Annotated in this window: 22 protein-coding genes and 1 pseudogene; 15 read left to right on the top strand and 8 right to left on the bottom strand. The window is 62.2% G+C overall.

Annotated features, from left to right (window positions below):
* Positions 1-114: 114 nt before the first annotated feature.
* Entirely contained in the window at positions 115-516 is a 402-nt protein-coding gene (locus FXN61_RS05655; protein ID WP_167970894.1) for a GntR family transcriptional regulator, read from the top strand.
* A gap of 218 nt (positions 517-734) precedes the next feature.
* Here FXN61_RS05655 and FXN61_RS05650 read toward each other — a convergent pair whose 3' ends face one another.
* Complete coding sequence (locus tag FXN61_RS05650) at positions 735-1,106, bottom strand: hypothetical protein (RefSeq protein WP_167970892.1); 372 nt, start codon at positions 1,104-1,106, stop codon at positions 735-737.
* 180 nt (positions 1,107-1,286) lie between these two features.
* Here FXN61_RS05650 and FXN61_RS05645 point away from each other — a divergent pair, with 180 nt between their 5' ends.
* The 4 genes from FXN61_RS05645 to FXN61_RS05630 all read left to right on the top strand — a co-directional run bounded on the left by FXN61_RS05645 (position 1,287) and on the right by FXN61_RS05630 (position 7,333).
* Entirely contained in the window at positions 1,287-2,810 is a 1,524-nt protein-coding gene (locus FXN61_RS05645) for a helix-turn-helix domain-containing protein (protein ID WP_167970891.1), read from the top strand.
* Positions 2,811-2,973: 163 nt separating this feature from the next.
* Entirely contained in the window at positions 2,974-5,895 is a 2,922-nt protein-coding gene (locus FXN61_RS05640; protein ID WP_167970890.1) for an NACHT domain-containing protein, read from the top strand.
* Positions 5,896-6,470: 575 nt separating this feature from the next.
* Positions 6,471-6,653, top strand: a complete 183-nt coding sequence (locus FXN61_RS05635) for a hypothetical protein (RefSeq protein ID WP_167970889.1) — start codon at positions 6,471-6,473, stop codon at positions 6,651-6,653.
* A complete protein-coding gene (locus FXN61_RS05630) occupies positions 6,650-7,333 on the top strand; it encodes a hypothetical protein (RefSeq protein WP_167970888.1) in 684 nt (227 codons plus the stop codon). The genes FXN61_RS05635 and FXN61_RS05630 overlap by 4 nt, the downstream gene beginning before the upstream one ends.
* A gap of 10 nt (positions 7,334-7,343) precedes the next feature.
* Here the strand turns inward: FXN61_RS05630 and FXN61_RS05625 are convergent, their stop codons facing one another.
* Entirely contained in the window at positions 7,344-8,432 is a 1,089-nt protein-coding gene (locus FXN61_RS05625; protein WP_167970887.1) for a helix-turn-helix domain-containing protein, read from the bottom strand.
* 32 nt (positions 8,433-8,464) lie between these two features.
* The gene (locus tag FXN61_RS05620) at positions 8,465-9,100 is read right to left on the bottom strand and encodes a hypothetical protein (RefSeq protein ID WP_167970886.1); all 636 of its coding nucleotides are present in this window, start codon (positions 9,098-9,100) and stop codon (positions 8,465-8,467) included.
* 357 nt (positions 9,101-9,457) lie between these two features.
* Between FXN61_RS05620 and FXN61_RS05615 the strand changes: the two genes are divergently transcribed.
* Positions 9,458-11,068, top strand: a complete 1,611-nt coding sequence (locus tag FXN61_RS05615) for a pentapeptide repeat-containing protein (RefSeq protein ID WP_312877563.1) — start codon at positions 9,458-9,460, stop codon at positions 11,066-11,068.
* A 148-nt stretch (positions 11,069-11,216) separates the two neighbouring features.
* On the opposite strand, the gene FXN61_RS05610 is transcribed toward FXN61_RS05615, so the two are convergent.
* On the bottom strand, positions 11,217-11,930 hold the full coding sequence (locus tag FXN61_RS05610) for a hypothetical protein (RefSeq protein WP_167970884.1): 714 nt from the start codon (positions 11,928-11,930) through the stop codon (positions 11,217-11,219).
* 145 nt (positions 11,931-12,075) lie between these two features.
* Between FXN61_RS05610 and FXN61_RS05605 the strand changes: the two genes are divergently transcribed.
* A complete protein-coding gene (locus FXN61_RS05605; protein ID WP_512698736.1) occupies positions 12,076-13,173 on the top strand; it encodes a ScoMcrA-related endonuclease in 1,098 nt (365 codons plus the stop codon).
* Between the two features lie 335 nt (positions 13,174-13,508).
* Here FXN61_RS05605 and FXN61_RS05600 read toward each other — a convergent pair whose 3' ends face one another.
* On the bottom strand, positions 13,509-14,207 hold the full coding sequence (locus FXN61_RS05600; RefSeq protein ID WP_167970881.1) for a tyrosine-type recombinase/integrase: 699 nt from the start codon (positions 14,205-14,207) through the stop codon (positions 13,509-13,511).
* A gap of 595 nt (positions 14,208-14,802) precedes the next feature.
* Positions 14,803-15,222 (bottom strand): helix-turn-helix domain-containing protein, encoded by a 420-nt coding sequence (locus tag FXN61_RS54135; RefSeq protein WP_312877560.1) that lies wholly within the window; start codon positions 15,220-15,222, stop codon positions 14,803-14,805.
* Between the two features lie 358 nt (positions 15,223-15,580).
* Between FXN61_RS54135 and FXN61_RS05590 the strand changes: the two genes are divergently transcribed.
* Positions 15,581-15,832, top strand: a complete 252-nt coding sequence (locus FXN61_RS05590) for a hypothetical protein (protein WP_167970879.1) — start codon at positions 15,581-15,583, stop codon at positions 15,830-15,832.
* A 205-nt stretch (positions 15,833-16,037) separates the two neighbouring features.
* Positions 16,038-16,376, top strand: coding sequence for a zinc ribbon domain-containing protein YjdM (locus tag FXN61_RS05585; RefSeq protein ID WP_167970877.1), 339 nt, complete (start codon positions 16,038-16,040; stop codon positions 16,374-16,376).
* A 26-nt stretch (positions 16,377-16,402) separates the two neighbouring features.
* On the opposite strand, the gene FXN61_RS05580 is transcribed toward FXN61_RS05585, so the two are convergent.
* Complete coding sequence (locus tag FXN61_RS05580; protein WP_167970876.1) at positions 16,403-17,356, bottom strand: GNAT family N-acetyltransferase; 954 nt, start codon at positions 17,354-17,356, stop codon at positions 16,403-16,405.
* A gap of 94 nt (positions 17,357-17,450) precedes the next feature.
* Between FXN61_RS05580 and FXN61_RS05575 the strand changes: the two genes are divergently transcribed.
* The 3 genes and pseudogenes from FXN61_RS05575 (at position 17,451) to FXN61_RS05565 (ending at position 19,461) form a co-directional block, all read left to right on the top strand.
* Positions 17,451-17,828 (top strand): hypothetical protein, encoded by a 378-nt coding sequence (locus tag FXN61_RS05575; protein ID WP_167970874.1) that lies wholly within the window; start codon positions 17,451-17,453, stop codon positions 17,826-17,828.
* Between the two features lie 985 nt (positions 17,829-18,813).
* Positions 18,814-19,164: pseudogene (locus FXN61_RS56180) on the top strand (transglycosylase SLT domain-containing protein); the annotation flags it as partial.
* A 147-nt stretch (positions 19,165-19,311) separates the two neighbouring features.
* A complete protein-coding gene (locus tag FXN61_RS05565; RefSeq protein WP_167970872.1) occupies positions 19,312-19,461 on the top strand; it encodes a hypothetical protein in 150 nt (49 codons plus the stop codon).
* 27 nt (positions 19,462-19,488) lie between these two features.
* Here the strand turns inward: FXN61_RS05565 and FXN61_RS05560 are convergent, their stop codons facing one another.
* Positions 19,489-20,433, bottom strand: a complete 945-nt coding sequence (locus tag FXN61_RS05560) for a LysR family transcriptional regulator (protein WP_312877558.1) — start codon at positions 20,431-20,433, stop codon at positions 19,489-19,491.
* Positions 20,434-20,745: 312 nt separating this feature from the next.
* Between FXN61_RS05560 and FXN61_RS05555 the strand changes: the two genes are divergently transcribed.
* Genes FXN61_RS05555 through FXN61_RS05545 form a run of 3 tightly spaced genes read left to right on the top strand, consistent with a single transcriptional unit; the run spans position 20,746 to position 22,129 of the window.
* Entirely contained in the window at positions 20,746-21,156 is a 411-nt protein-coding gene (locus tag FXN61_RS05555; RefSeq protein ID WP_036015288.1) for an NADH-quinone oxidoreductase subunit B, read from the top strand.
* Positions 21,153-21,680 carry an NADH-quinone oxidoreductase subunit C gene (locus tag FXN61_RS05550; RefSeq protein ID WP_167970866.1) on the top strand — a complete coding sequence of 176 codons (528 nt, stop codon included), beginning with the start codon at positions 21,153-21,155 and terminating at the stop codon, positions 21,678-21,680. The genes FXN61_RS05555 and FXN61_RS05550 overlap by 4 nt, the downstream gene beginning before the upstream one ends.
* Positions 21,677-22,129 carry a 4Fe-4S binding protein gene (locus tag FXN61_RS05545; protein WP_167970864.1) on the top strand — a complete coding sequence of 151 codons (453 nt, stop codon included), beginning with the start codon at positions 21,677-21,679 and terminating at the stop codon, positions 22,127-22,129. Before FXN61_RS05550 ends, FXN61_RS05545 begins: the two co-directional genes overlap by 4 nt.
* The last annotated feature ends 4 nt before the right edge of the window (positions 22,130-22,133 follow it).

The following is a 22,133-nucleotide window of genomic DNA, read 5'->3' as shown; positions in this document are numbered from 1 at the left end:
CTCGTAGTAGGTCCTGCTCTATTACTACAACCAACATAGCTAGTAGAGCTAGAAGAGTCACTGGTCCGATCGGGTGATATTCAGCTTTGCTAGCTTTGTCGCTACAGTGTGTGTATGGCACTTGATCCCGCGGACCCGCGGCCGGCGTATCAGCAGATCGCTGATGACCTGCGGCGATACATCGCGTCCGACGCCGTGCAGGTGGGGGACAAGCTGCCGTCTCTGGCCGAGTTGCAGACGAAGTACGGCCGCGCCGTCATGACCTTGCAGAAGGCACTGGACGTGTTGCGCACTGCCGGACTCGTCATGTCCCGGCAGGGCGAGGGCACCATCGTGGTGAAGAAGCCAGAAGCCCACACGGAGGAGCCGGAAGTTGGCTCCCCGCATGAGCTTCGGGCAATTCTGGAGAAGATCAGCGGCACGCTGGACAACCTCAGCGAGCGCGTTTCCGCCGTTGAGGCGGAGGTGTTCGGCTCTCCTTCAGGTGGTCCTCGATCCGAGTCAGACGATCGCTGAGTTCGTCCACCTTGGAATCCAACTTGGAGGCCAAGGCGTACAGATCACGCCACGTCTCTGCGGTCCATCCGGTCTCTGACACCTTGCCCTCCTTCGCTGCTACCGGTTGTTCTTCTGGTGTGTTGGTGGTTCTGCCCTCCGAGCGGTGAACCGTCGCCAGGCGACGATGCCCGCGTAGACCACGACGAAGGACGTCAGAGCTTCCGCCGCTCGACCGATCACGCCGGCCTTTCCGGTCCGCCGGGCCCGCTCTCTCCGAACCACTCCGCGTCGACCGTCAGCGCGTGCCGCCCGGCGAGCTGATCAGGCAGCTCTTCGGGCGTGGTGCCGACCTTCGCGGCGAGATCTTCGAAGTTGAGCTTCGGCCAGTTCGCAGTGAGCGCGTCAACTCGATCGGCGAAGGCTGTCGCGGCGCGCGAAAGGTTCCGCGCGAAAGCGATCGCGAGATCGGCCGCATCCTGCCGCCCCGCAAGCTGCACGGTGATCTGGGAGTCGCCGCACATCACGACGAGCGACGGGTGGCCTTGTGCGTGTTCGACCAGCGATGCTTCTGCGTCCTCTTCTGGCTGCACCAGTACGTAGAAGCCCATGTGATCCACCTCCGTTAGCGCCTGGGTCTTGTAGAACCACAGTCGCCCGCACGGAGAATCAATCCAATATCAACTACCGATGGCCGTATCGCAGGTATCGATAAGTCCAGGTTAAGGGCGTAATCGACCCGCTACACTCGGCTCAGGTTCGGGGGTTGACCAGCAGGGGAGGGGTCGCGCGTGAGTTCGTCCAAGCAGCGCTGCCGCACCTGCGACACGCTCTTGGCGAGCGACCGCAAGGGCACCTTGTGCGGCCGTTGCGAAGCCGCATACGCCACCCACGCGCCGGTCCAGCGACCAGACTTCTGGCTTCAGCCGTCGATCCAGGACGCCCTGCGCACCTTCAACATCGGCCAGCTCTTCCGCGCGTACCGCCAGGCCCACAGCCCGACGTTGCCGCAATCGACCCTCGCGGCGTGGCTCGACATCACCCAGGGCCAGGTCAGCGTCATCGAGCGCGGACGCCGGCCGGTCACCGATCTCGAACGTCTTGAGCGCTGGTGCAACGCCCTGCGCGTGCCGCACGAACACCGGTGGTTCCGTGCCGGTTATCGCGATGCGGAAACCCAAGCGCCGCAAGAGAAATCACTTTCCGACCTTGGTCTTGCCTACGCGGCCTCTCTCCCGACTACGGTGGAAGTCGTAGCCGAGCTTGGGAGGCACGACATGGAGCGCCGCACCTTCCTGTCCAGCGCGTTGTTCTCCGTCGCCGCATCGGTCGCACCGAGCCGAGACTGGTTGCTCGCCACGCTGGACGAGGCGACCACAGCCACCGGCAAGATCAGCACCGAGCAGGTCCAGGCGATCCGCCGCACCTTCGGTGTCTTCCAGGAGCTCGACGTGATGCGCGGCGGCGGCCACGCCCGCGAGCAGCTCGCGTCCTACCTGACCTCGCACGTCGTGCCGCTGCTGAAGTCCAACGACCCCGAGACCCCGAACGGCGCCGCGCTCTACGAGGCAGCTGCGGAACAGCTCTACCTCTTGGGATGGATGGCGTTCGACAACGGCGAGCACGCCTTGGCCCAGCGCTACCTCATCCAGTCACTCCGCCTGGCGGAAGCCGCGGGAAGCCCAGACCTTGGCGCACACGTTCTGGCCGGCCTTTCCGACCAGGCGACGCTGACCGGCGAGCCGGAGCAGGCGGTGCAGCTCGCGAAGGCCGGACGGGCCGGGCTACTGGCCAAGGGCAGCTCGACCGCATGCCTTGCGGACCTCTACGCGCTCCAGGCTCGCGCCGAAGCAGCGATGGGAGACGGGAAGGCCGCCGCGAAGAGCGTGCACCTGTCACAGACGGCGTTCGAAAACGTGTCCGTGGAGAATGAGCCGGAGTGGGCGCGGTTCATTGACCCCGCGTATCTCAACGGCGAGCACGCTCATACGTTCCGCGATCTTGAGCGTCCTGATGAGGCAACGCACTTTGCCGGGTTGTCCATCGTCGAGTCCGAGCGGCAGAACCGGGCGCGTCGGGGATCGATGGCACAGGCCGCCCTTGCACGCGCGGCGATCGACTCGCACGACCTCGAAGCCGCAGCGTCCGCAGGCATGGCAGCGGCGAAGCTCGCCGCCACAGTCAAGTCTTCACGTTCAGTCGAAGCTGTTGCTGATCTCCGATCACGTCTGCGCAGTCACAGGGAATCGCCAGCTGTACGAGACTTCCTCGACGTGTCGGGAGCTCTGCTTCCATCGATGGGATCTAGGAGCTGAAATTCCATTCGATCATGGAATTGGCCGAAGCTTTGATTTGATTAGTTAATGGTAGGTAAGTATCTGCTCGGGTGTGCTATGTTGCTTCGATCTGGAGTTCTGTGTGCTCGCCTGCGTAAACTCTCCGCGCTGACGCGTCGCGAAGAGAGGGCCGAGAGTCCGGATGCCCACTGGATTAGAACTAGTTGCCATAAAAGCTATTGAAGGTTCGCTCAAAGCTGCTTTAACCCAAGTCGGAAAGCGACTTTGGGGAAAGAGGATTTCCCCTACTGCCAAGCGTGAGAAACTAGCCGCTGCTGTAGTAGAGCAGTTAGTGAGGCACGACTTTACTGGGCAACTTCGTCTCACTGTAGTTCTTCCGGAACTTTCCTCCGGGGTATCGCTTGCGCAAGTCAAGCGAAGCCTTAGCGGACCGGTTTTCCAAGGGCTATTGCATGAGCTTGTCGCGGCACGAATCATGGGAATGCCCGATCATGTTGCCGACCGCGTCCGCGAAAATATGCAAATGGCCACACGTCTAGAGTTTTCGCATGCGAATAGCGAAAAAATGATGGAGTTCGGCGGAGTTCTGTTCGACGAGCTTGATCGAGTAGTACAGGGTTTGGTCAGTAAGCTGGAGATAAAAGGCAGCGGGCTGACGGATCTTCGCCAGACCGCTTCGGTGACGTTGAGCAATTCTAGCGCGGACGGCATCAAGCGCCATAACGCATTTCTGAAACGCTCCGTAGGTCTCGCTGAGGCGGCTGCTACTGCGGAGTGGGAGGCTGCATATCGGATTCAAGTTAGGGCGGCCCATGGGTACATTGAGCCACCCGACTTCGAGCGGAAGCGAAAAGTTCCGCTTGAGGCGCTTTTTGTTTCACCGCGCATTGGCACCAAAGATCCTTTGAGTTTGGTGGAGGACGTGTGGAGCTTGCAGGGAGCGATTGACCGAAGTGTTCTTCTCGGGGATCCAGGAGGAGGAAAGTCGACAACAAGTAATGTCTTAGCCTGGAGTGTGGCGGGCAACGCTGATGACCGTGTGCCATTTCTTGTGGTCCTTCGGAATTTTATTGACGACAGTCAATCAATCGTCGAGCACGTAGAATCAAGGCTGTCCGCTCATTATCAGTGCCCGGCTCCATCAGACGCGGTCGAAGGCCTCTTATTGGCGGGTCGCGCGATCGTTATATTCGACGGTCTCGACGAACTTGTCGACACTTCACGCCGACGTGAAGTGACAAATCGTGTCGAGTTGTTTTGTAGTCGATACCCCTTAACTAGAGTCTTGGTTACGTCGCGGCGCGTTGGCTATGACGAAGCTGCAATGGACCCTGAGGTTTTCGACGTTTACCAGATCTCCGAGTTTTCCGACAGGGATGTTGAGAAGTATGTCAAGAACTGGTTCCTGCATGTAGATAGCAGCAACTCGCAGGATTCTATTTCTTTAGCCGAGGCATTCTTGGAGGAAAGCTTCGCCGTCAGGGAACTCCGAACTAATCCTCTTATGCTCTCCTTGATGTGCATCATCTATCGCGGGCAAAAGTGGATACCACGAAACCGGCCTGAGATGTACGAGCACTGTGCTCGTCTGCTGTTTGACAAATGGGACAGTAGTCGTAAGATTTATGTCGAGTTAAAGGCGAGTGCATACGTTGACGGAGCTATTAAGCAGCTTGCATATTGGATGTTTACAAACCCTGAATCAGGCCAGGGTGTGACGGAAAGTGCTCTGATTAGGGAGGCGGTAGAGTTTCTGCAGCCTGCATTCAGCTCAAGACCAGAAGCCGAACAGGCGGCCCGCCAGTTTATCGAGTTCTGCCGGGGGCGTGGCTGGGTATTGACTGACGTCGGGACAACCGCTGATGGCGAAACCCTCTTCGCTTTCATGCATCGAACATTTATGGAATACTTCGCGGCCTACGAGCTAACTCGCCTTTTTGACGGCCCAGAGAAAATAGCGAAAGTAATCCTTCCGCGCATCGCGGCAGCAGAGTGGGAAATCGTCGCCGAACTCGCAGTACAGATTTCGAATAAGCATTCGAGGGATGGCGCGGCAAGGCTTCTAGAGACACTCCTAAACGACAAGCGTTATCGAAGCGCTACTTCTAGGCAGAATGTTGCGCGATTCGCAATGCGCTGCCTGGGATTTGTGCATGTCCCGATGCCACTTGCCGCGAGGATAGCTCGCAACTTCGCCCAGTCTCTCCACAGGCTCTGTTCTGATGAGGTGTATGTAGAACCAGAGTATTTCGCGATTCTTCCCGAGCTGCGAGATGTGGTGTCAGGCGAGATCGTGGCCGTGCTTTCGGAAGCGATGTCTGCGGAGAAGGAAGTCGACAGGCAGGCCGCGATTGAACTGATCATGGAACTTCCGCAGGTGATGGCAGATTCCGTCCTAACTTCCGCAAAAGACGCGGACTATGGCTATTGGGCTACACAGCGAAGGCTGCTTTTTGAAAAGTTCTCAAAAGACATACTTTCCTGCGGACGTGTTGTTGTCTGGTTCGCCGCCTGGCGACACGAGTTCATTACTCTCGAAAAGCTCATCACGGAAGGTCCCGCCCGCGAATTGGATCCGCTAAGTGTACTTTTTCGAGGCGCCAGGTATCCCGTTCAGCGACGCGGATGGGGCGACTGGGGCTCGTTCATTCCATTCCGCCTGCTTCAATTCGGTATGGATTCTGACCCCGGCTTTCCGGTGACGATTGAGGAGCTGGAATGGCTAGGTTCGTTTATGGACAAGCTTGGGCCGCCGCCTTGGGTGTCTTCGGTTGAAATCTCGAAAACGGCGCTCTCTGACAAGTTTGACGAGGGTGATCTGCTCGTCGAAAAGTTCCCAACAGATCAGGGGTGGACTCTGATTAGGTTGATGTTGATAGGAATTGAGGGAGCAGAAAGAGGTGTCGGCAATGGTGTGTCTCTAGATTTGGAAAAGCCCACGTATCAATCGGCGCTGGAGCTACTTGCGAGAAAGCGGGCAGAAGATCAGCCGTTGCCTGAATGGCTAACCCAGGCGATCAATAGTGTGCAACCGGATCGTCGTGACTTTGTGTGGTCTTGGCTCAATCGGGAAATAGATCTAGTCAAGTCGTCAACGTGCTAGTTGGCCGTGGATCTTGTGTTGGGTGGCTACTTGTCCAACGACATTGTCCAACGTCGCCGACGTGTTCAGAGTTTCTTTTCTTCATCAAGGCGGCCCCCTGCGGGGGCCGCTGGTCGTTCGTGCCTACATCCGTCGCGGAGCTCAGCCCCGTAGGTGTTGTTCGGCGCCTCCAAGCGGGCCTGACGGCCCGCGTCGGCGCCGGCGAGGTAACCGGGGCCATCCGCGACGGACGAGGCCACGACCAGCGACCCCCACAGGGAGCCGCAAGTGGACGAAGCCGCGGAACAATCTCGATGCACCAGGATCGGCAATGACATGCGGACACCCCGTGGCCTAAGCGCAGCACTCAAGTCGGACGAGCGCCTGGTGAGCGGCTTTACAAGGCTGGTCTTGGCGCTCGGCTGCCGCGCCTGTGGGCCGCTCAACGCCTTGACGGCGTCGACCAACCCACAGACTTGCCAACGAAGGATGCTCCAACTGGGCGATCAACACGCCAGTCCAACAGAGTTGGCGGATAATGAACCTGAGTAGTCAAGGTGAGGCGTACTGGCCATGGCCAGAGGAGGCGACAAGACGTGACCAGGGTTGTAGATGTGACACGTGAGCAGCTGCTGGAGCGACGAGACGCCATCCTGAAGCGGCACGACACCACCCTTGAAGCGCTGTCGGCCAAGGCTGCCAGCTTCGAGCTTGCCGGCGACGAGTGGGAAGCGTGGGACAGCCTTCAGGAGATCGCCTTCCTGCTTGGGGAGAAGTGAGCGAAGATATTGATCTTGAAGGAAAGGTTGCTGTCTTCGCTGACGAGATAGCCTTTCTGCTCAACGCCGCCTTCGATAACGTTCCTTCGATGCTCATAGAACGACACGAGAGCAAACGTGTTGTCCGCACTGAGCGCCCCGTCTCGTTGTTTGGCGAGAACGGTGTTGAGCTTGGCAGCCTGGACATCAGCAACCTGTGTCAAATCGATGCGACCCAGAAGTACCTTGCTGTGTCGAACTCATTCGTGAAGCTCAGGTCTAGTATTGACCGCGTCCCGCTTATTCGTTGGGAATACGAGCGAGACGCACACAGCAAGCCGTGTGCTCATATACAGGTGCACGCTCACCGTGGTGCGCTGTCGCACATGTTGTCGATGGCTGGGCACGCGACGCCGCACAGTATGGAGTCGCTGCATCTCCCTGTGGGTGGTGCACGATTCAGGCCGTGTCTCGAAGACATCGTTGAGTTCCTGATTCGTGACTGCAAGCTGCACGCCAAGGAAGGTTGGCGCGATGCAGTTCTGCAGGGGCGTGAACGGTGGAGGCGTTACCAAGCGCGAACCGTCGTTCGGGATATGGCGTTAGATGCTGCCGAGGTACTGCGAGGCTTGGGCTACACCGTTATCCCACCTGAAGGTGGCGATCGGCCGGATTCGATAAAGGCTTTGCAGGGCTGGTGACTGGGATTTTCTAGCTGCGAACAAGGCGAAGATCTGGCCGGGTAGAAATCGACGTCTCGCCGCCGCCAGACATCCCAACTGGGATCAGTCCGAACACGTAGCCGTTGAGTTCTTCCGGGAAGATGTCCATATGCTTCGCAATGTCTGCTCCTGATAGACCTTGCGTGCGCAGTGCTTCAAATACTTTAGCTAGCAACTTGCTGCTCTCTCGCACCATGGATGAGTTCGGCTCGCCTGACCTGTAGCCCATTTGTGCAAGCTGCTTTGCTGTTTGGTTGTAGCGCCACTCCGAGAGCAGTCCAAGGCTCCGCAGTCGATAAGTTAGCGCAATTGCTGAAACGCCCCAGCGCCTCTTTGCGCTTAAAATTCGCTCTACCGATGCATTATTGAGCTTTTGCGCAAAGATGCCTGCCTTTGGCATCAAGAACGCAGAAGCAAACCTGTTTGCCTCTGCTTCGGAGTCAGGGCCGTGGGGAATTCTGTGTTCGCAATGTAGAACTAGATGGCCAAGCTCGTGAGCGCCGTCGAAACGCCCACGCTCACCACTCTTTCGGGTATTGAGGAATATGTACGGAGTGCCTGAAGTGATCGTGGAGAAGGCGTCCGCTTCTAGACAATCTGGAGCCAGCGAAAAAACCCTGACTCCGTTAGCTTCTAGTAGGTGCACAATATTAGGTGCGGGATCCTCGCCCAAGCCCCAGAGTGCTCGAACCCGCTCAGCCGCTTCCTCTGGTGAAAGATGCGGGTACGTTGGCACATTGGGCCGCGGCAGCTTGAATCGTGCCTCCATCCAGGAGTTGAGCAGCGCGGCTACTGAGCCGGAGCTCAGTGTGCTGTCGCGCTCTAGTGCACTCATCTTGGACGGTGCCCGGAAGCTCACCGCGTCCGGCTGCATCTCGACGGGTTTGGGAGCTTGGAAAAAGGTGACCGGAAAATTGAGTGCATCTGCGAGAGATGCGATCGACTCCCCGGAAGGAACCTTTCGATGGTTCTCGAAAGCGGTGATGCTTTGTGCCGATACACCCGATTTTCGAGCAAGAGCCGCTAGAGTCATCCTTCTGCGCTTGCGCGCCAAAACTAGTCGCTCCGGCGTGAACACCTACCGCTCCCCACTTTTTGGTTGAAGTTATTCTACCCTTCCAGGAATTCTACCGTAACCTCCGGGTCGGTAATGTCCAGCGGGTCGTCAAGCAGCGCGATTCCTGCGCCAGGATCGCCAAGGTCGGGCAGAGGTAGAGGGATGCGTTCCTGCCACTCGTCGATGAACTTTCCATTCATCTTTACTGGAAGTGAAAGCTCCGCGACTACCGTTCCCTTTTCGCGCTTGTACAGGAGGCACCAGGTAGGGATGTCTTCGAGCTGCTTTCCGTAAATCGCCTCATCAGACGTGAACAGCACGAACTGCCCGTTCTTCTCAACCAGGCGGGCCATCGCGGCGCCCTTGGGGTTCTTCGACCTCACCTTGGAGTCGAGATCCCCGACTCCGCCCTGAGCGCTGATGGCGGTGATCGCGTGGCTTCGCGTCGGGTGGATCATGCGGAGGATGCTGTCGCGCGACGTGTGCGCCCACTTTCGAGGGTGAAGCGCTTCCGCCAGGTACCGGTTCGCGCGGCTCCAGAACATGGTGCCGCGCATGCCGGGCGCGTCGAAGTCGGTGCAGCCGCGGACGTCTGCGACCGTCACGGCTAGCACCTCGTGGAAGAGGTCGACCGAGAAGTCGAGTTCGGCGAGGCGCTCGACGTGCTCCCGAGGGGTCTTGTGCTGCACGGTCCCTCCAGTCATCTAGGTTTCAAAAATCCTACCTCATCTGAGGTCTGGTTTATGAAACCCGGGGCCCATCTCGCACACGTGTTCGACGATGCGCCAGCGTAACCCGATCTTGCTCACCGCGCACGGGTCGATCGCTCGACTCCAGTAGGTGAGGTCAGAACGCAAGGCGCCGTCGTGTTCTCCGGTGCGGGACAGTCACGGGACGCGACACAGCTCGTTGGGTGTGCTCGCAGGTCACTGGGCGTGAAGGCCGAGCCTCCAAACGCCGCATGATGGAGCTCGCCGTCAGGTGCCCAGTTCTGTCTGAACTGCCACCAGGATCGCTAGGCCGTTAGTGGATCTCGCTTGGCGGATGTGCGTGGCACGTTGTCGGTGGTCACGTCGGCGCTGTATGACGCTGGCATGCGACTCCGCCGCCGTCCTAACGACCGTGCCCGGTCCCGCATGTCGTTGGGGCTCAATATCGTGTTGGTTCTTGGTGTGGCGGTTGCTGCTACCGCCGTGTTCGGCGCCGGGTTGTGGCTGGTGTTGGGCCGTCCGCCGATCCGCCAGGTAAGCGGCTGGACCACCGCGAACAGCTTCGAGTTCGCCAAGGTTGTGCTCGCACTCGTCGGTGGAGCGGGTGCCGTGGTGGCGCTCGTTGTCGCCTACCGGAAACAACGGTTAGGCGAAGTCGCCGATCAGCGCGAGGACATCAAGCTGTTCGCCGAGCGATTCACCAAAGCCGCAGACCAGCTCGGATCAGACAAAGCGCCGGTCCGGCTTGCCGGCATGTACGCATTGAAAGACCTCGGCCAGGGCACACCCAGCCAACGACAGACCATCGTCAACGTGCTCTGCGCCTACCTAAGGATGCCGTACCTACCTCCGGTTCCGCGGGACCTGATTGGTACGGGCGATGTGTCCGGTGAGTCTGAGACACCTTCAAGCGCTGGTGATCAGGTGTTTGTAGCTGCCATGCCGACGTCACCTGTGGATCGACCGGAGAACGAACGCCGTCACCAGGAGCGTCAGGTTCGTTTGACAGCCCAACGCATCCTGGCCGCACATCTACGCCCTGGAGAGGTACCGGAGCATCCCGTAGATACGTATTGGAAGGGTATCGACCTCGACTTAACCGGTGCGACGCTGCTTGAGTTTGATCTCAGCAAGTGTCAGATTCAGGCGGCCCGGTTCGGCCAGGCCGAGTTCGGCGGGAACGCCAGACTCGACGGCGCCGTCTTTTTCGGGGACGTTGGGCTCGACAGGGCCGTATTTGGTGAGGACGTCTCGTTCAACGGAGCCGTGTTCGGCGGGCTCGCCTTGTGCGACGGAGCCGAGTTCGGCGGTTCCGCCTCGTTCGACGGGGCCACGTTCAAAGGCGACGTCAAGCTCGACGCGGCTGGGTTCGGCGGCGAGGTCAGGTTTGACCGGGCCGTGTTCGGCGGGGATGTCTCGTTCGACGCGGTCGCGTTCGGTGGGTTCGTCTCGTTCGACGGAGCCGAGTTCGGCGGTTCCGCCTCGTTCGACGGGGCCACGTTCAACGGTGATATCAGGTTTGGCCGTGCCGTGTTCGGCGGGGATGTCTCGTTCGACGGAGCCGAGTTCGGTGGATTTGCTTTATTCGGTGAGGCCAAATTCGATGAGTTTGCATCCTTTGAGGGGACGGGGTTTAACGGGGACGCCAAATTCGACGGAGCGGAGTTCGGCGGGTTTGCTTTGTTCGGCGGAATCAGGCTTGGCGGAGCTAGGTTCGGCGGGAATGTCTCGTTCGCTGAAGCCAAATTCCAGGATGCCTCGTTTGATGGGGTACGCGTTCGCCTGGACATACGCCCACGACACGAACAGGTCTGGCCTGAGGGTCTGGGTGTCGTTGAACCGCCCGCCGGAGACGTGGGTCAGCTACCGGATCGAGAAGGTAGATGGGGTTACCTGACAAGCACGAACACCAGCGAGGATTCGCCGACCGCCGAGCCGGAGGCATAGCGCCTTTCAGGGCGTTGCCGTACAGTAAAATAGAACAACCGTCCCGACCGGAAATGACCGTGACCGGCCTGTATCGACCGTCTGACCTTCGCGAAAGATCGAAGATTATCTCGCCGCCGGTAGCACGCATCGAGAAGGTCAGCAGTGTTCAGGAGGCTTCGTTGCTCGCGGGTGACGGAATGGTGATCTCCATCGGTAGAACCCAAGGAGAGTGGTCTTTTCTAGTGCACGTCAACGTAAGTCGGACCGGTTGGTCGGCGTATTGCTGGCGCCAGAAGTCCTGGCTGGGCACCCAGTGCGGGGTAAGGCTCAGTTCGAGCGTCCGGTAAAGGACCTCGCCGCGGTCGAGAGGCACGGCAGGTGTACAACGCCCCATTCGATCCGCACGATCAACGCCAGGCCGAAGCCGGTAAGGGCTCCAGATGACTGACGCTATGTCCTCAGCAGTCGGAGGCCCCGCGGTCACGGGGCGACGATCTGGGCGATCGTTGCGTACGGCCACTTCGACGCTGTCCAGCCGATCCAGGCCGAGAGGACCAACGAAGGCGAGGCAGAGCGTGACGACATCCGAACTTCCAGAGCGTCGGTAGGTGATGTCGAATTGGGGAGTGAGTTCGTCGTGCCGACGCTGCTGTTCGAGGGCTTCGTTCGGTGACTGCGGCGGTTCCGACTGGCGGATGCGGCGTACGGCCAGGGCGGCAACAACCGCCGAAACCAGAAGTAGTGCGGGCCAAGCCACCTGCGGTTCCGTTAGAGGCTCGGGCAACAGGCCGCTCGTTACGTTGATCAGCAAGCCGACCGCGACGACGCCGGCAATCACGTCAGCAACGGCCCAGAGCACTAGTGACGCCTTGCGCCCCATGGCTTCTCCCGTCGACGAGGATCGCAAGTTATCAGGCTAACCGTGTTCGGTACGTGTCCCCTTGCCTGCGCCCACCCGTGTCGAGATCCAAGAACGACGCCGCTGGTTCGCATCGAATGTCAGGGGGTGAGGCTAGCGTCGCAGTGTGACACTTGCTGCCCTCACGCGAGAGCGTGTGCTCGCTGCCATCGCCGAGTTCGATGAACTGGGCAGGCAAGCGTTCCTCAAGAAGTACAAGTTCAGCAAGGCCAAGTCGTACTACCTGGAGTACAACGAGCGGCTCTACGACTCGAAAGCGATCGTTGGATGCGCACTCGGCCTAGCAGCCAAGGACTTCACCGGTGGCGACAAGTCGGTAGCCCACCGGCTTGAGCAGCCTGATCTTGGCTTTACGGTCCGGTACTTCCCCGTACTGGATTGGACGCGAGACGAGATCGTGCTGGCGTGCGCTGTCGTAGAGGCGAACGGATGGCGGCAGCCCACACGTCACGAGCATGACTGGCAGGTCATCGAACTCTCTGAGCTGCTGCAAGCACCGCTGTTCTACCCGCTGGATCAGCACGGTCCTGACTTTCGAAGCCCAGCCAGCGTCGGACGCAAGACGGCCGACATTGCGACGAGCCACCCCGACTACCGGGGAACAAAGACCAGGGGTGGTGAGCTCACGGTCGAGGTAGTCCGCGACTTTCTCGCCAGGCCCGACGAGATGCGAGCCGAAGCGGTTCGGGTGCGCGCGAAGCTCCTCGGTCACGAACCGGCCATCGCGACGGTCGAGCCTGGCCCGGCTGCAGCTGGTGACCCGAAGGTGTTCGACGTTCCTGTCGAGGCGCATCGTGCGGTGAGCTTCATGACGAGGCCGCGAGCCGATGAGCGGACCGCCGTCCGGCGGGAAGCCCAACTGATGGAGCGATACAGGAAGTGGCGGCGCAAGGACGGATGCGAGGTCACCGGCAAGGTGATCGTCCTGCCCGAGCGCACCATCCAGCTTCGCATCGACCTGTTCGATCTCGATCGAGCTGAACTCATCGAGGCCAAGGGTTCCGCGGGACGTGACTACGTGCGGACTGCCCTGGGGCAGGTCCTCGACTACGGCCGCTACGTCGACCACAAGAGACTCGCCGTGATGTTGCCCGAGCATCCCGGCAGCGACATGGTCGAGCTGCTGTTGAGCTGCCGGATCGGTTGCATCTATGAAACGTCGAAGGGCAAGTTCGAGCGGGTTGAGCCGCCGGCCGAGGTCTGAGGCACAGATTGTGGAACATGTGTGGAACGCCGACAGCTGATCAAGGTCGGTTGAAGCCTCCACCGCAGATCAGAACCACGTCTTCGCGGATGTGGAAGCTCCGCACGATGGAACTCCGGGGCTAAATAGTCACTCTGGGTAGTTCTTGATCTGCGCTGGTAGAGGCTCGAAACGGGCCTTCACCCGCGAAGACACGTGTTCGAGGTCGAGCGAGTCTCCGTCACTGTCCGGCACTGAATGGCGGGTCTTGTCACGCTCCACGGGACAGTCACGGGACAAGAAGGACCCCCGGCGTGATCACCGAGGGTCCTTTGACCTGCAAGAACACTATACCGCTACTCATCCAACGTGCCGTCGATCTTGTCGTTCGAGCTGCCACGCTGACCATCGAGCACCTTCGCGTAAACCTTCAACAGGACGTCGACCGTGTGGCCTGCCCGTTCGGCAACCTCGGCAGCAGGCACGCCTGCGGTCAGCCAGGTGGAGACGGCAGCGTGCCGGAGGTCATAGGGGTCCTCACCGAGCGGGGAGGAGTACTGCACCGGGCTCAGGCCGAGCTTGCGCGCCCGGTCCCAAGCGTCGGTGTAGACCGTGGCGTTGATCGGCCCGCCGCTGATCGTTCCCCGGAACAGCCGCCCGTCCTCGGTGACGCCGAACCGCTCGATGCGCGCCCGGAGGATCGCCACCAGCGACGGCGGGATCGGCACCGAGCGGATCGAGCCCTCGGCACGCCGCTTGAGGTTGCGCACCTCCCAGGTCTCCCCTGAGTCGGTGTAGCGGGCGTTCGCGCGTGAGGCCGACTTCTCCAACAGCAGCTCGCCCCAACCGGCGTCAGGCAACTTGCAGTCTTGCTCCCGCAGGCGGTTGACCTCGGCAGGCCGCAACGCGCCGTAGTACATGGTCGCGAAGAACGCGTAGAGGTAGTCGTACTGGCCGGTGATCGTGCCTGCGTAGGTCAACGCGGCGAGCATCTGCCGGGCCTGCTTCGGGTTGAGCACCACGCGCGGGTCAACCTCGCTGTTGCCGCGTTCCACGGCCACCTTCGTGCGGGAGACGAGGTTGATGTCGAGTGCCCCAGTGTCGAGCGCGAAATCAAGGCGGCCCCTGCGGGGCCGCTCGGTCGCACTGGCTCATCCCGTCCGGCAGGTGCTTAACGGCCCCGCCCCTGTGTCGCTCGGGCAAGCGGGCGGGGCCCGGCCTTCGGCCACCCACCCGCGCCCGGCGACGGGAGGTAGGGCCTACACCGACCGGACGGGACAGCGACCGACCGACCCCACAGGAACCGCGAACAGGTGGAAATCGGCCTGGCATAGCTCCGGGACGGGACAGCCGAGGTGGGCTCCCCCGCCACCCTTATGCCGGCCATCGTTTAACACCAGGAGACCTGCACCAAGAGCGCTTCGCGTCGCTACGCGATGGCCTACGGCCACTCTTGACACAGGTCTCCTGGAGCTAAGCGCAGCAGGGACGAGAGGGACGGGGGAGATGTGGTCGGCTCCGTAGATGAGTCACATCGCCCTTTCCTCGATACCCGCGCACCCTCCTGACAGCTCGACGACGCCTTACCCTTTGGCGCTGTCGGGACCTGCGACGTTTCCCGTTGCGCACGGTCGAAGGAAACCGGAAACCCTATTCGTTGCCGCGGATCGCCAGCGCGACGAGGGCACCTCCGGCGTTCAGGAAACCGTCAGTCAGTCTGGCCAATGTCGCCGTCGGTGGCAGGCGTCCATTCTCCACCTTGGACAGGTATCCCTTCGAGTAATGCACCACGTTCGCCATTCGGCCCAGCGACACCCCTGCCTCCACCCGCCTCCTGCGCAGCTCAGCGCCGAACTCAGCGCCCGGACCTGCGAGGTTGTCCCACGCCTGCCGATCCTGGACAGTCCGGCGACCGCCGACGACTTCTGCTTCACAGTCATCGCGACGTGCCATCCAGTACGGCAAATCCCGCTCGACGTCGGGTGACCACGCGCGCACGATCGCGGCGATCGTCTGCCTCGAAGGAAGCACTTTCCCGCGCATTGCCGCGAAGATCGCGGCACGGCTCACACCGCTCCTCCCGACCATGGCATCGACCGAGTGCGGCCGCCCTGGTGGAGCACTGCTGCGCAACCGCCGGAGGTCCAACGCGAGGCGCGCAATTGCTCCGTCGCTGGTGGCGAGGGGTGCACGTCGCGCCGGCAACATAGCCTCCCGGTCTGATGTCTTTTCTAGTATCAGCATGTCTATCCGGGTTGCCGCAGGTCAAGCCCATATTGTTGGATAGAAACACCTCGACTCAGGAAACCTTGTCCCCATCCGGACAGGCCCGAGGAGCGTGGACAGATCGATCGTACAGGTACGCCGCCGCCAGCCCGGCCAGAGCACAACGGCGGCGCACCCGAATCAGCCCCCGAAAGGACCTGCAGTGAAGAGTAGTTCCCCTGGGCCGCTCAGTCGGCTCGCGGCAGTGCAGCACGCGGCGCGGGACGCGCTCAGCGTCGTCGGCTTGGCGCTGTTCGTGATCCTTGCCTGCGTTGTGACCAAGACGAGTGCTGCTGTCATCTACGCCCTCGCCGTGCTGCTCGGCGTCGCTGTGTTGCTGATCATCGTCGCGTGCTGCCTCGTTTCCCCTCGCCTGGACGAGAGGCCGCGCCAGAACGGGAAGAAGCTTCCCTAGCTGTCGACGCGGGACAGTCACGGGACGAGAAACCGGTCGTTGGGCGTAACCGCAGGTCACCGGCCTGACTGCCCGATCTCCAAACGCCGCACGATGGAACTGCGCGGCTGACCTCGCCCACGCAGTCTGCTTCGAAGGCCCCCGTCAACGACGCCGGGGGTCTTCGTCGTCGTAGCTCTTGTTGCTCCGCACCTAGGATTCCGTCATGAGTGACGCCTTGCCGCCCTGCCCGAAATGCGCGAGCGAGTACACCTACGAGCTCGACCCGCTCTTGGTGTGTCCTGAGTGCGCACATGAGTGGGCGCCCCAGGAGGCTGCCGACATCACGGTGATCAAGGATGCGGTGGGCAACCCGCTGTCCGACGGCGACACGGTGACCGTGGTGAAGGACCTGAAGATCAAGGGTTCGTCGCTGGTGGTGAAGGTCGGCACGAAGGTACGTAACATCCGGTTGGTCGACGGCGTGGGCGATCACGACATCGACTGCAAGATCGACGGCATCGGGGCGATGCAGCTCAAGTCCAGCGTGGTCAAGAAGGTCTGAGGCTCGTCAACAACGCCGGGGTCGTCTCAGACCTCCAGCGCCCACCGCGCGTATCGCATCGTCGCCGTGAAGCCGGCCTTCTCGAAGATCCCGAACGCACCGGAGGGGTTCGCCGAGTCCACGTTCAGCAGAGCGCGGTCGTAATCCTGGGCCGCGGCGGCCAGAAGCGCGTGCCTGATGAGCGCGCTCGCCACGCCTTGGTTCCGGTGGCCGGGGAGCGTTCCGATGATCATGAAGTGCGCGTCGCGGATGCCGGTGGCCTCCGTGTCGGCCTCCCAGTTCATCGTCACGAGCATGCCCGCCGCAGCGCCGCTCGTGTCCCGCAGCAGGAAGCTGACCGAGGGTCGGAACGTCTGGTTGGTGACCTTGTTCTGCCAGAGCTCCGCGGGCATCGGCGTCGAGCCCCAGTTGTCCCGGAACGACTCGTTTCGCACGAACCGGAACTCCTCGTCGTTCTCCTCTGACCACGGCTCGATCCGCAGCCCGTCGGGGATCACCACGTCGATGTCCTGAAGCGAGTGCTCCATGCGCTGGTAGTAGCGGATCGGCACGAAGCTCTGGGACCGGACCAGTTCGTCCAGTCCCGCGATCTGCTCGGGCCGGTGGACGTCGATCGCGAGTTTCAGCGTCGGGTGATGCAGCGCGTGCAGCGTTCTCGCCGACTCGATTCCGGCCCGCACGAGCCTCGTGCCGACGCCCTGGCGGCGGTAGCCGGGGTGGACGCCGCCGTCCAGGAAGACGCGGTGCACTTCCGCGGCGGACGGCCGGTAGCGGATCTTCATGTAGCCGACCATGAGGTCGCCGTCGAAGGCCGCGAGGCTTCCACGCTCCAGGTCCGCGTAAGGGTCGACGAGTTCCGTGTAGGTGTCTTCCGCGGTGTAGTTCTCGCCGATCCTGTCGACGGTCTCCATGGCGTTGAGGAGGTCGGCTGACGCCTTGGCGTCCTCGCGGGTGAGTGGCCGCCACGTGAGTTCGAGCATGCGGCGGACGCTATCGGCGCGCCCGACGGGCTGTCGTCCGTGTTTCGGACGGGAACGTGGCTCAGCGGCGGATCTCCGCAGTAGCTTCGAGAGAGTGACCAACGTTCTCGCGATCGGCTTCGATCCGCACACCATTCCCGACTTCGATCCCGCCCCCGTGGCAGCCGGCATCGAGCAAGGCAGCAAGGCGTTCGCCGAGCTTGGCCTCGCAGAGGATCTCTTGCTGATCGACTTCGCCGAGCTGGACGGCCGTGCGCAGGCCAAGATCGTCGAACGGCTTCAGCAGAGGCAGTACGACTGCGTCCTGATCGGTGGAGGTGTCCGCAAGCCGCCTGCTCTGCTGGAGCTCTTCCAAACCGTGGTCAACCTGGTGCACTGGCACCAGCCGGACGCCGCGATCGCGTTCAACGAAAGCCCGTCCGACAGCCCCGACTGGGTGCTCAAGGCGCTGGAGCAGCGGCGCAACCGCTAGGACCGCTGGAACGGACGGCCTCCACAACGGCGCTGAAGCAGCGCTCCACGATCACCCACAACAACGGGTGAACCGCTGACGGCTGCCTTCCGTACCCCTCTTCGAAGTACAGAAAACGCTGTCCAGCGATCAAGTCCGCGCAGGTCAGCCTCATACACCCACCCGCAACTACGAAGCGTGACAGCATCACTCGATCGCGTGGTCGTTGACGTAACCCATAACGAGAGCTGAGCTCACACCGAACTAACAGACAGCTTCGCCAGTTCGTCAGGAGGCAACGATGAACTTATGCATGGAGCAATCGGCTCGTTGACTGTCTGTCAGCAACGGATAGCCCAACTCATCGGAAACGTGACGAGAGTCACCCAACGAGCGCTCAAGCTTGCCTGCGCTCGTGACGCGAGGTTACGTTCTCGCCCGCCGATAACGGTTTGGTCACCGGCAGGACACAGGAGCCACAGCACCTAGGGTCCAATGTCCGCCCAGAGTCCCCCGCCTGGGTTTGCCGGAGGCCAAGCTCCCCGACGCAGGAGGCTCCCCCTTGGCCCGGCACAGCAAGGCCGATGGCCGAACCGTGTACACGGTCGTGCCCAGACAAGAAGTGAAACCCGGCGCGCATCGAGTCGAGGACGACAAGGTCCCGCTCGCTCACCGCGTGAGCGCCATCGTCGTCGCAGCGGGTGTCGCGGCCGGCACCGCCGCCATCGCCAACGCCGCGACCAGCGGTTCCTCGACGGAACTCGCCGCGGGCGCGGCCGAGCTGGGCGCTCTTCCCGACCAGCAGGCGAAGACGATCCAGACCGTCCACGACGTCAACCCCGGTGGCGAGGTCGGTCGGCTCCTGCAGTTCCAGCAGATGTACGCGATGCAGACGTTCGAGCAGGCCACCAAGCTCGCGGCGGACACTCACGCCCAGCGTGAGGCCGCTGCCAAGGCGGAGGCCGAGCGTCAGATCGAGATGCGCAAGCCGGCCAAGCAGCGCGAGATCGAGGGCTGGATCAAGGAAGCCATCAAGGTCCTGCAGGCCAACGGCACGAACATCGACAACAACAGCATCGATGAGATCTACACGATCATCATCAAGGAGTCGAACGGCAACCCCAACGCCGTCAACAACTGGGACTCCAACGCGCTGCGCGGCACGCCGTCGAAGGGCCTGATGCAGTGCATCGACCCGACGTTCCGTGCGTACAAGCTGCCCGGCTACGACAACATCCTCGCGCCGGTCGACAACATCATCGCGGGCGTTCGCTACACGTACGCGCGCTACGGCGGCTTCCAGAACCACCCAGGGTTGGTCAGCATGAACCTGGGTGGCGGGTACCGGGGGTACTAAAGGCGCCAATTCCGCCGTGTCGGGGTGCGTAAAACGTATCGGCGAGCGATGCTGTCAAACAGGTTCACCCACAAGCATGGCGGCCCTAGCGGGCACACGCCCGGTAGTGCTCCCATCGAAGCGATCCCCGAACGCAGGGAGTGGCCGATGAACGAGCAACAGGCACGCGACGACGAGCTGGCGAAGATCCGCTCGGAGGCGACGAGCTGGCTGGCCAAGATGGCCAAAGCCCAGCATCGTCCCAAAGTCGAACAGCGGAGGCCTGAGCACGACGCCATGACACCCGCGAAGAAGTAGCAGCAAGGAACAGCGGAAGCGCCCCGGTTACGGCCGGGGCGCTTCTGCTTTGAAGGCCGACCACAGCAGGTTCAACGGGTGATCCGCCGGATGCTTCGCCAGCTCGTCCGTTCGGGCGAAGACGCCCACAAGCCGCTCCAGCGAGTCATCTGAGAGCTCGACGACCCGAAGCCCTCCGCCTTCACGGAGCTCGTTGTTCGACGCCACCACGCCCAATCCAGACGTCACGATCATGGCTCCCTGGACGAGGTTCGAGCGCAGCAGCGAGATGCCGTACTGGATCTCGTCGATCTCGGCCGCGATGTCGAGCCCCTGCCGGTAGTCGGGCCCGAACCAGCCGCGCAGGAACTCCGCGATCAACCCGGCCCCCGGCACCACCAACGGCACCGACCGCAACGCCGGCACGCGCACGCGCTCGCCCACGACCGTCTCCGGCAGGTTCGTCAGCAACGCGAGCCCGCCGCGCCGCCACTCGATCACCTCGAACTCGGGGCGGTCCCAGCCGGCGCCGGACCTCGTCACGACGCTGCCGCACACGAGGTCGACCTCCTGCGTCTCGAGCTTCGCCCAGATGTCCTTGGTGCGGATGTGCACGACCTTGAGGTCCACGTCGCGCTCGCGGAACTCGTCGGCGACGTGGTGCCAGGCCTTCGCGAGCGTGTCGAGCATGTATCGCGTGGTGCCGACGGTGACCGTCGTGCCGAGCTTGCGGCGGCACTCGTGAATTCCGTCGAGCCACTCCGCGAGGGTGTCCCGCGCCAATTCGACGAGTGACTCACCAGTCGGCGTGAACAGCACGTCTTTTCCGCGTCCCTGCTTCACCACGAGCGGTTCGCCGCACAGTTGCTGGAAGTTCCTGTTCAACGTGTCCAGCTGCTTCTGCACGCTCGACTGCTCGCGCCCCAACGCCCGTGCCGCCCGTAGCGCCGATCGGGTCTCGTGAACGGTCAACAGGGTCCTGAGCTGGTCCATTGTGGTATCCAGGAGAGCGCCTGGCATGTTCAGCAGACGATGCAACGAGGTGCTGCTGGGAAGCACCAACTGGGACGAGCCGGACATCGAGACCCTCTCTGGTGTTCTACCGATCAGTTGAACTGAACTTGACCGCATTTCGCAGGGAAATTATCTGCAGATTCTGTCGGTTAATCTCTGGACACTTATCGGGCGGTGTACAAAGCTATCCGCGGCGACCACGCGTGGGAGCCGATTCCGGGGGGAATCATTGGGGGGTGGGGGTCCGCCGGGCGCAAGCCGGCGGGCCCCCAAGTATTACCCTCGATGGTTGTGACGGCTTCCGCTCGCCTGGAATGGGGCACCACCTACCAGGTCACCGTGCTCGAACTCGGACTCGCCTGCTGCGGAGTCGAAGTGATGGCAGCTCTCGACCGCCTTCCCGACCTCGGTGTCACGCCCGTCGACGGCGCGGGCGAGGCGCACGTTCTCGTTGTCTCCGGCACCGTCACGGACGTCATGTTGCCCGCTGTGCTTCGCAGTTACGAGGCCATGCCCGAACCCCGCTACGTGATCTCCGTGGGCGCCTGCAGCAACACCGGCGGCCCCTACTGGGACTCCTACAGCGTCACCAAGGGCATCGACCAGGCGCTGCCGGTCCACGTCGCCGTTCCCGGCTGCCCGCCGCGGCCGGAAGCGCTGCTCGAAGGCCTCAAGGCTCTGCACCGGCTGGTGAACGCATGACCGCGAAGACCGCCTTCGGTCAGACCGTCCACCACGTGGAGCTCGCCGACTGGCTCACCACAGCCACGAACCACCACGACGACGGCTACGTCATGTTCGACTGGCTCGGCGTCGAGGACGCGGGCAGGCCAGGTGCCGCCGGCCTTCGTCACGCGGTGTTCCTGCACGTCATCAACCCGCAGACGCGCGAAGGCGTGATGCTGCGGACCGAGATCGCCGAGACCGACTCACTGCCGAGCGTCGCCCACCTCTGGAAGGGCGCGCGGTGGCACGAGCGTGAGGCCGCTGAAATGTTCGGCGTCACCGTCGGCAGCGAGCCCGAGCACCTGCTGCTGCCGGACAGCTTCCAGGGCCACCCGCTGCGCAAGGACTTCGTGCTGGCCTCACGCGTCGTGCGTCCGTGGCCGGGCCGGTTGGAACCGGGCGAGGACAACACGAGCGCCCCGAGCCGCCGCCGCACCGCACCACCTGGCGTGCCCGACCCGTCCTGGGGCCCGCGCCGTGAAGAGGAGCAGCAGTCATGACGAATCTTCCGCCGCGCACGAGGGGCGTCATCGCGCTGTTGGAGGCCAACTGCACGGTCTGCATGATCTGCGCGCGCGAGTGTCCTGACTGGTGCATTCACATCACCTCGCACACCGAGGTCGAGCAACAGCCCGGCTCGGCCCGCCCGCGCAGCCGCAACGTGCTCGACCGGTTCGCGATCGACTACGGCCAATGTCTGTACTGCGGCATCTGCGTCGAGGTCTGCCCGTTCGACGCCCTGCACTGGGCGCCGGAGTTCGGCTATCCGGGAACGGGCTCGATCGAGGGCGAAGGCGCCGTCGCGGAGCTGGTTCACGAACGGGACGTCCTGGCCACGTGGGTGGAGAAGGTGCCGCCTCCGCCGGCGCTCGACCCGGCCGCCGAGGCCGCCCCGGAAACGGCGACCGGAACCGGCAGGCGGCCTGGTTCGTTGAGAGGTCGGACGTAAAACC

This window comes from Lentzea indica, assembly GCF_012184385.1.
GTDB classification, from domain to species: Bacteria; Actinomycetota; Actinomycetes; order Mycobacteriales; family Pseudonocardiaceae; genus Lentzea; species Lentzea indica.
Note: the sequence above shows the minus strand (reverse complement) of the source record. Positions and strands in the feature narration are given on the sequence as shown.

Excerpts from the sequence above, each read along its gene's own strand:
- FXN61_RS05655 (WP_167970894.1), top strand. The coding sequence starts at position 115 with ATGGCACTTGATCCCGCGGACCCGCGGCCGGCGTATCAGCAGATCGCT.
- FXN61_RS05650 (WP_167970892.1), bottom strand. The coding sequence starts at position 1,106 with ATGGGCTTCTACGTACTGGTGCAGCCAGAAGAGGACGCAGAAGCATCG.
- FXN61_RS05640 (WP_167970890.1), top strand. The coding sequence starts at position 2,974 with ATGCCCACTGGATTAGAACTAGTTGCCATAAAAGCTATTGAAGGTTCG.
- FXN61_RS05610 (WP_167970884.1), bottom strand. The coding sequence starts at position 11,930 with ATGGGGCGCAAGGCGTCACTAGTGCTCTGGGCCGTTGCTGACGTGATT.
- FXN61_RS05585 (WP_167970877.1), top strand. The coding sequence starts at position 16,038 with ATGAGTGACGCCTTGCCGCCCTGCCCGAAATGCGCGAGCGAGTACACC.
- FXN61_RS05580 (WP_167970876.1), bottom strand. The coding sequence starts at position 17,356 with ATGCTCGAACTCACGTGGCGGCCACTCACCCGCGAGGACGCCAAGGCG.
- FXN61_RS05565 (WP_167970872.1), top strand. The coding sequence starts at position 19,312 with ATGAACGAGCAACAGGCACGCGACGACGAGCTGGCGAAGATCCGCTCG.
- FXN61_RS05560 (WP_312877558.1), bottom strand. The coding sequence starts at position 20,433 with ATGGACCAGCTCAGGACCCTGTTGACCGTTCACGAGACCCGATCGGCG.
- FXN61_RS05550 (WP_167970866.1), top strand. The coding sequence starts at position 21,153 with ATGACCGCGAAGACCGCCTTCGGTCAGACCGTCCACCACGTGGAGCTC.
- FXN61_RS05545 (WP_167970864.1), top strand. The coding sequence starts at position 21,677 with ATGACGAATCTTCCGCCGCGCACGAGGGGCGTCATCGCGCTGTTGGAG.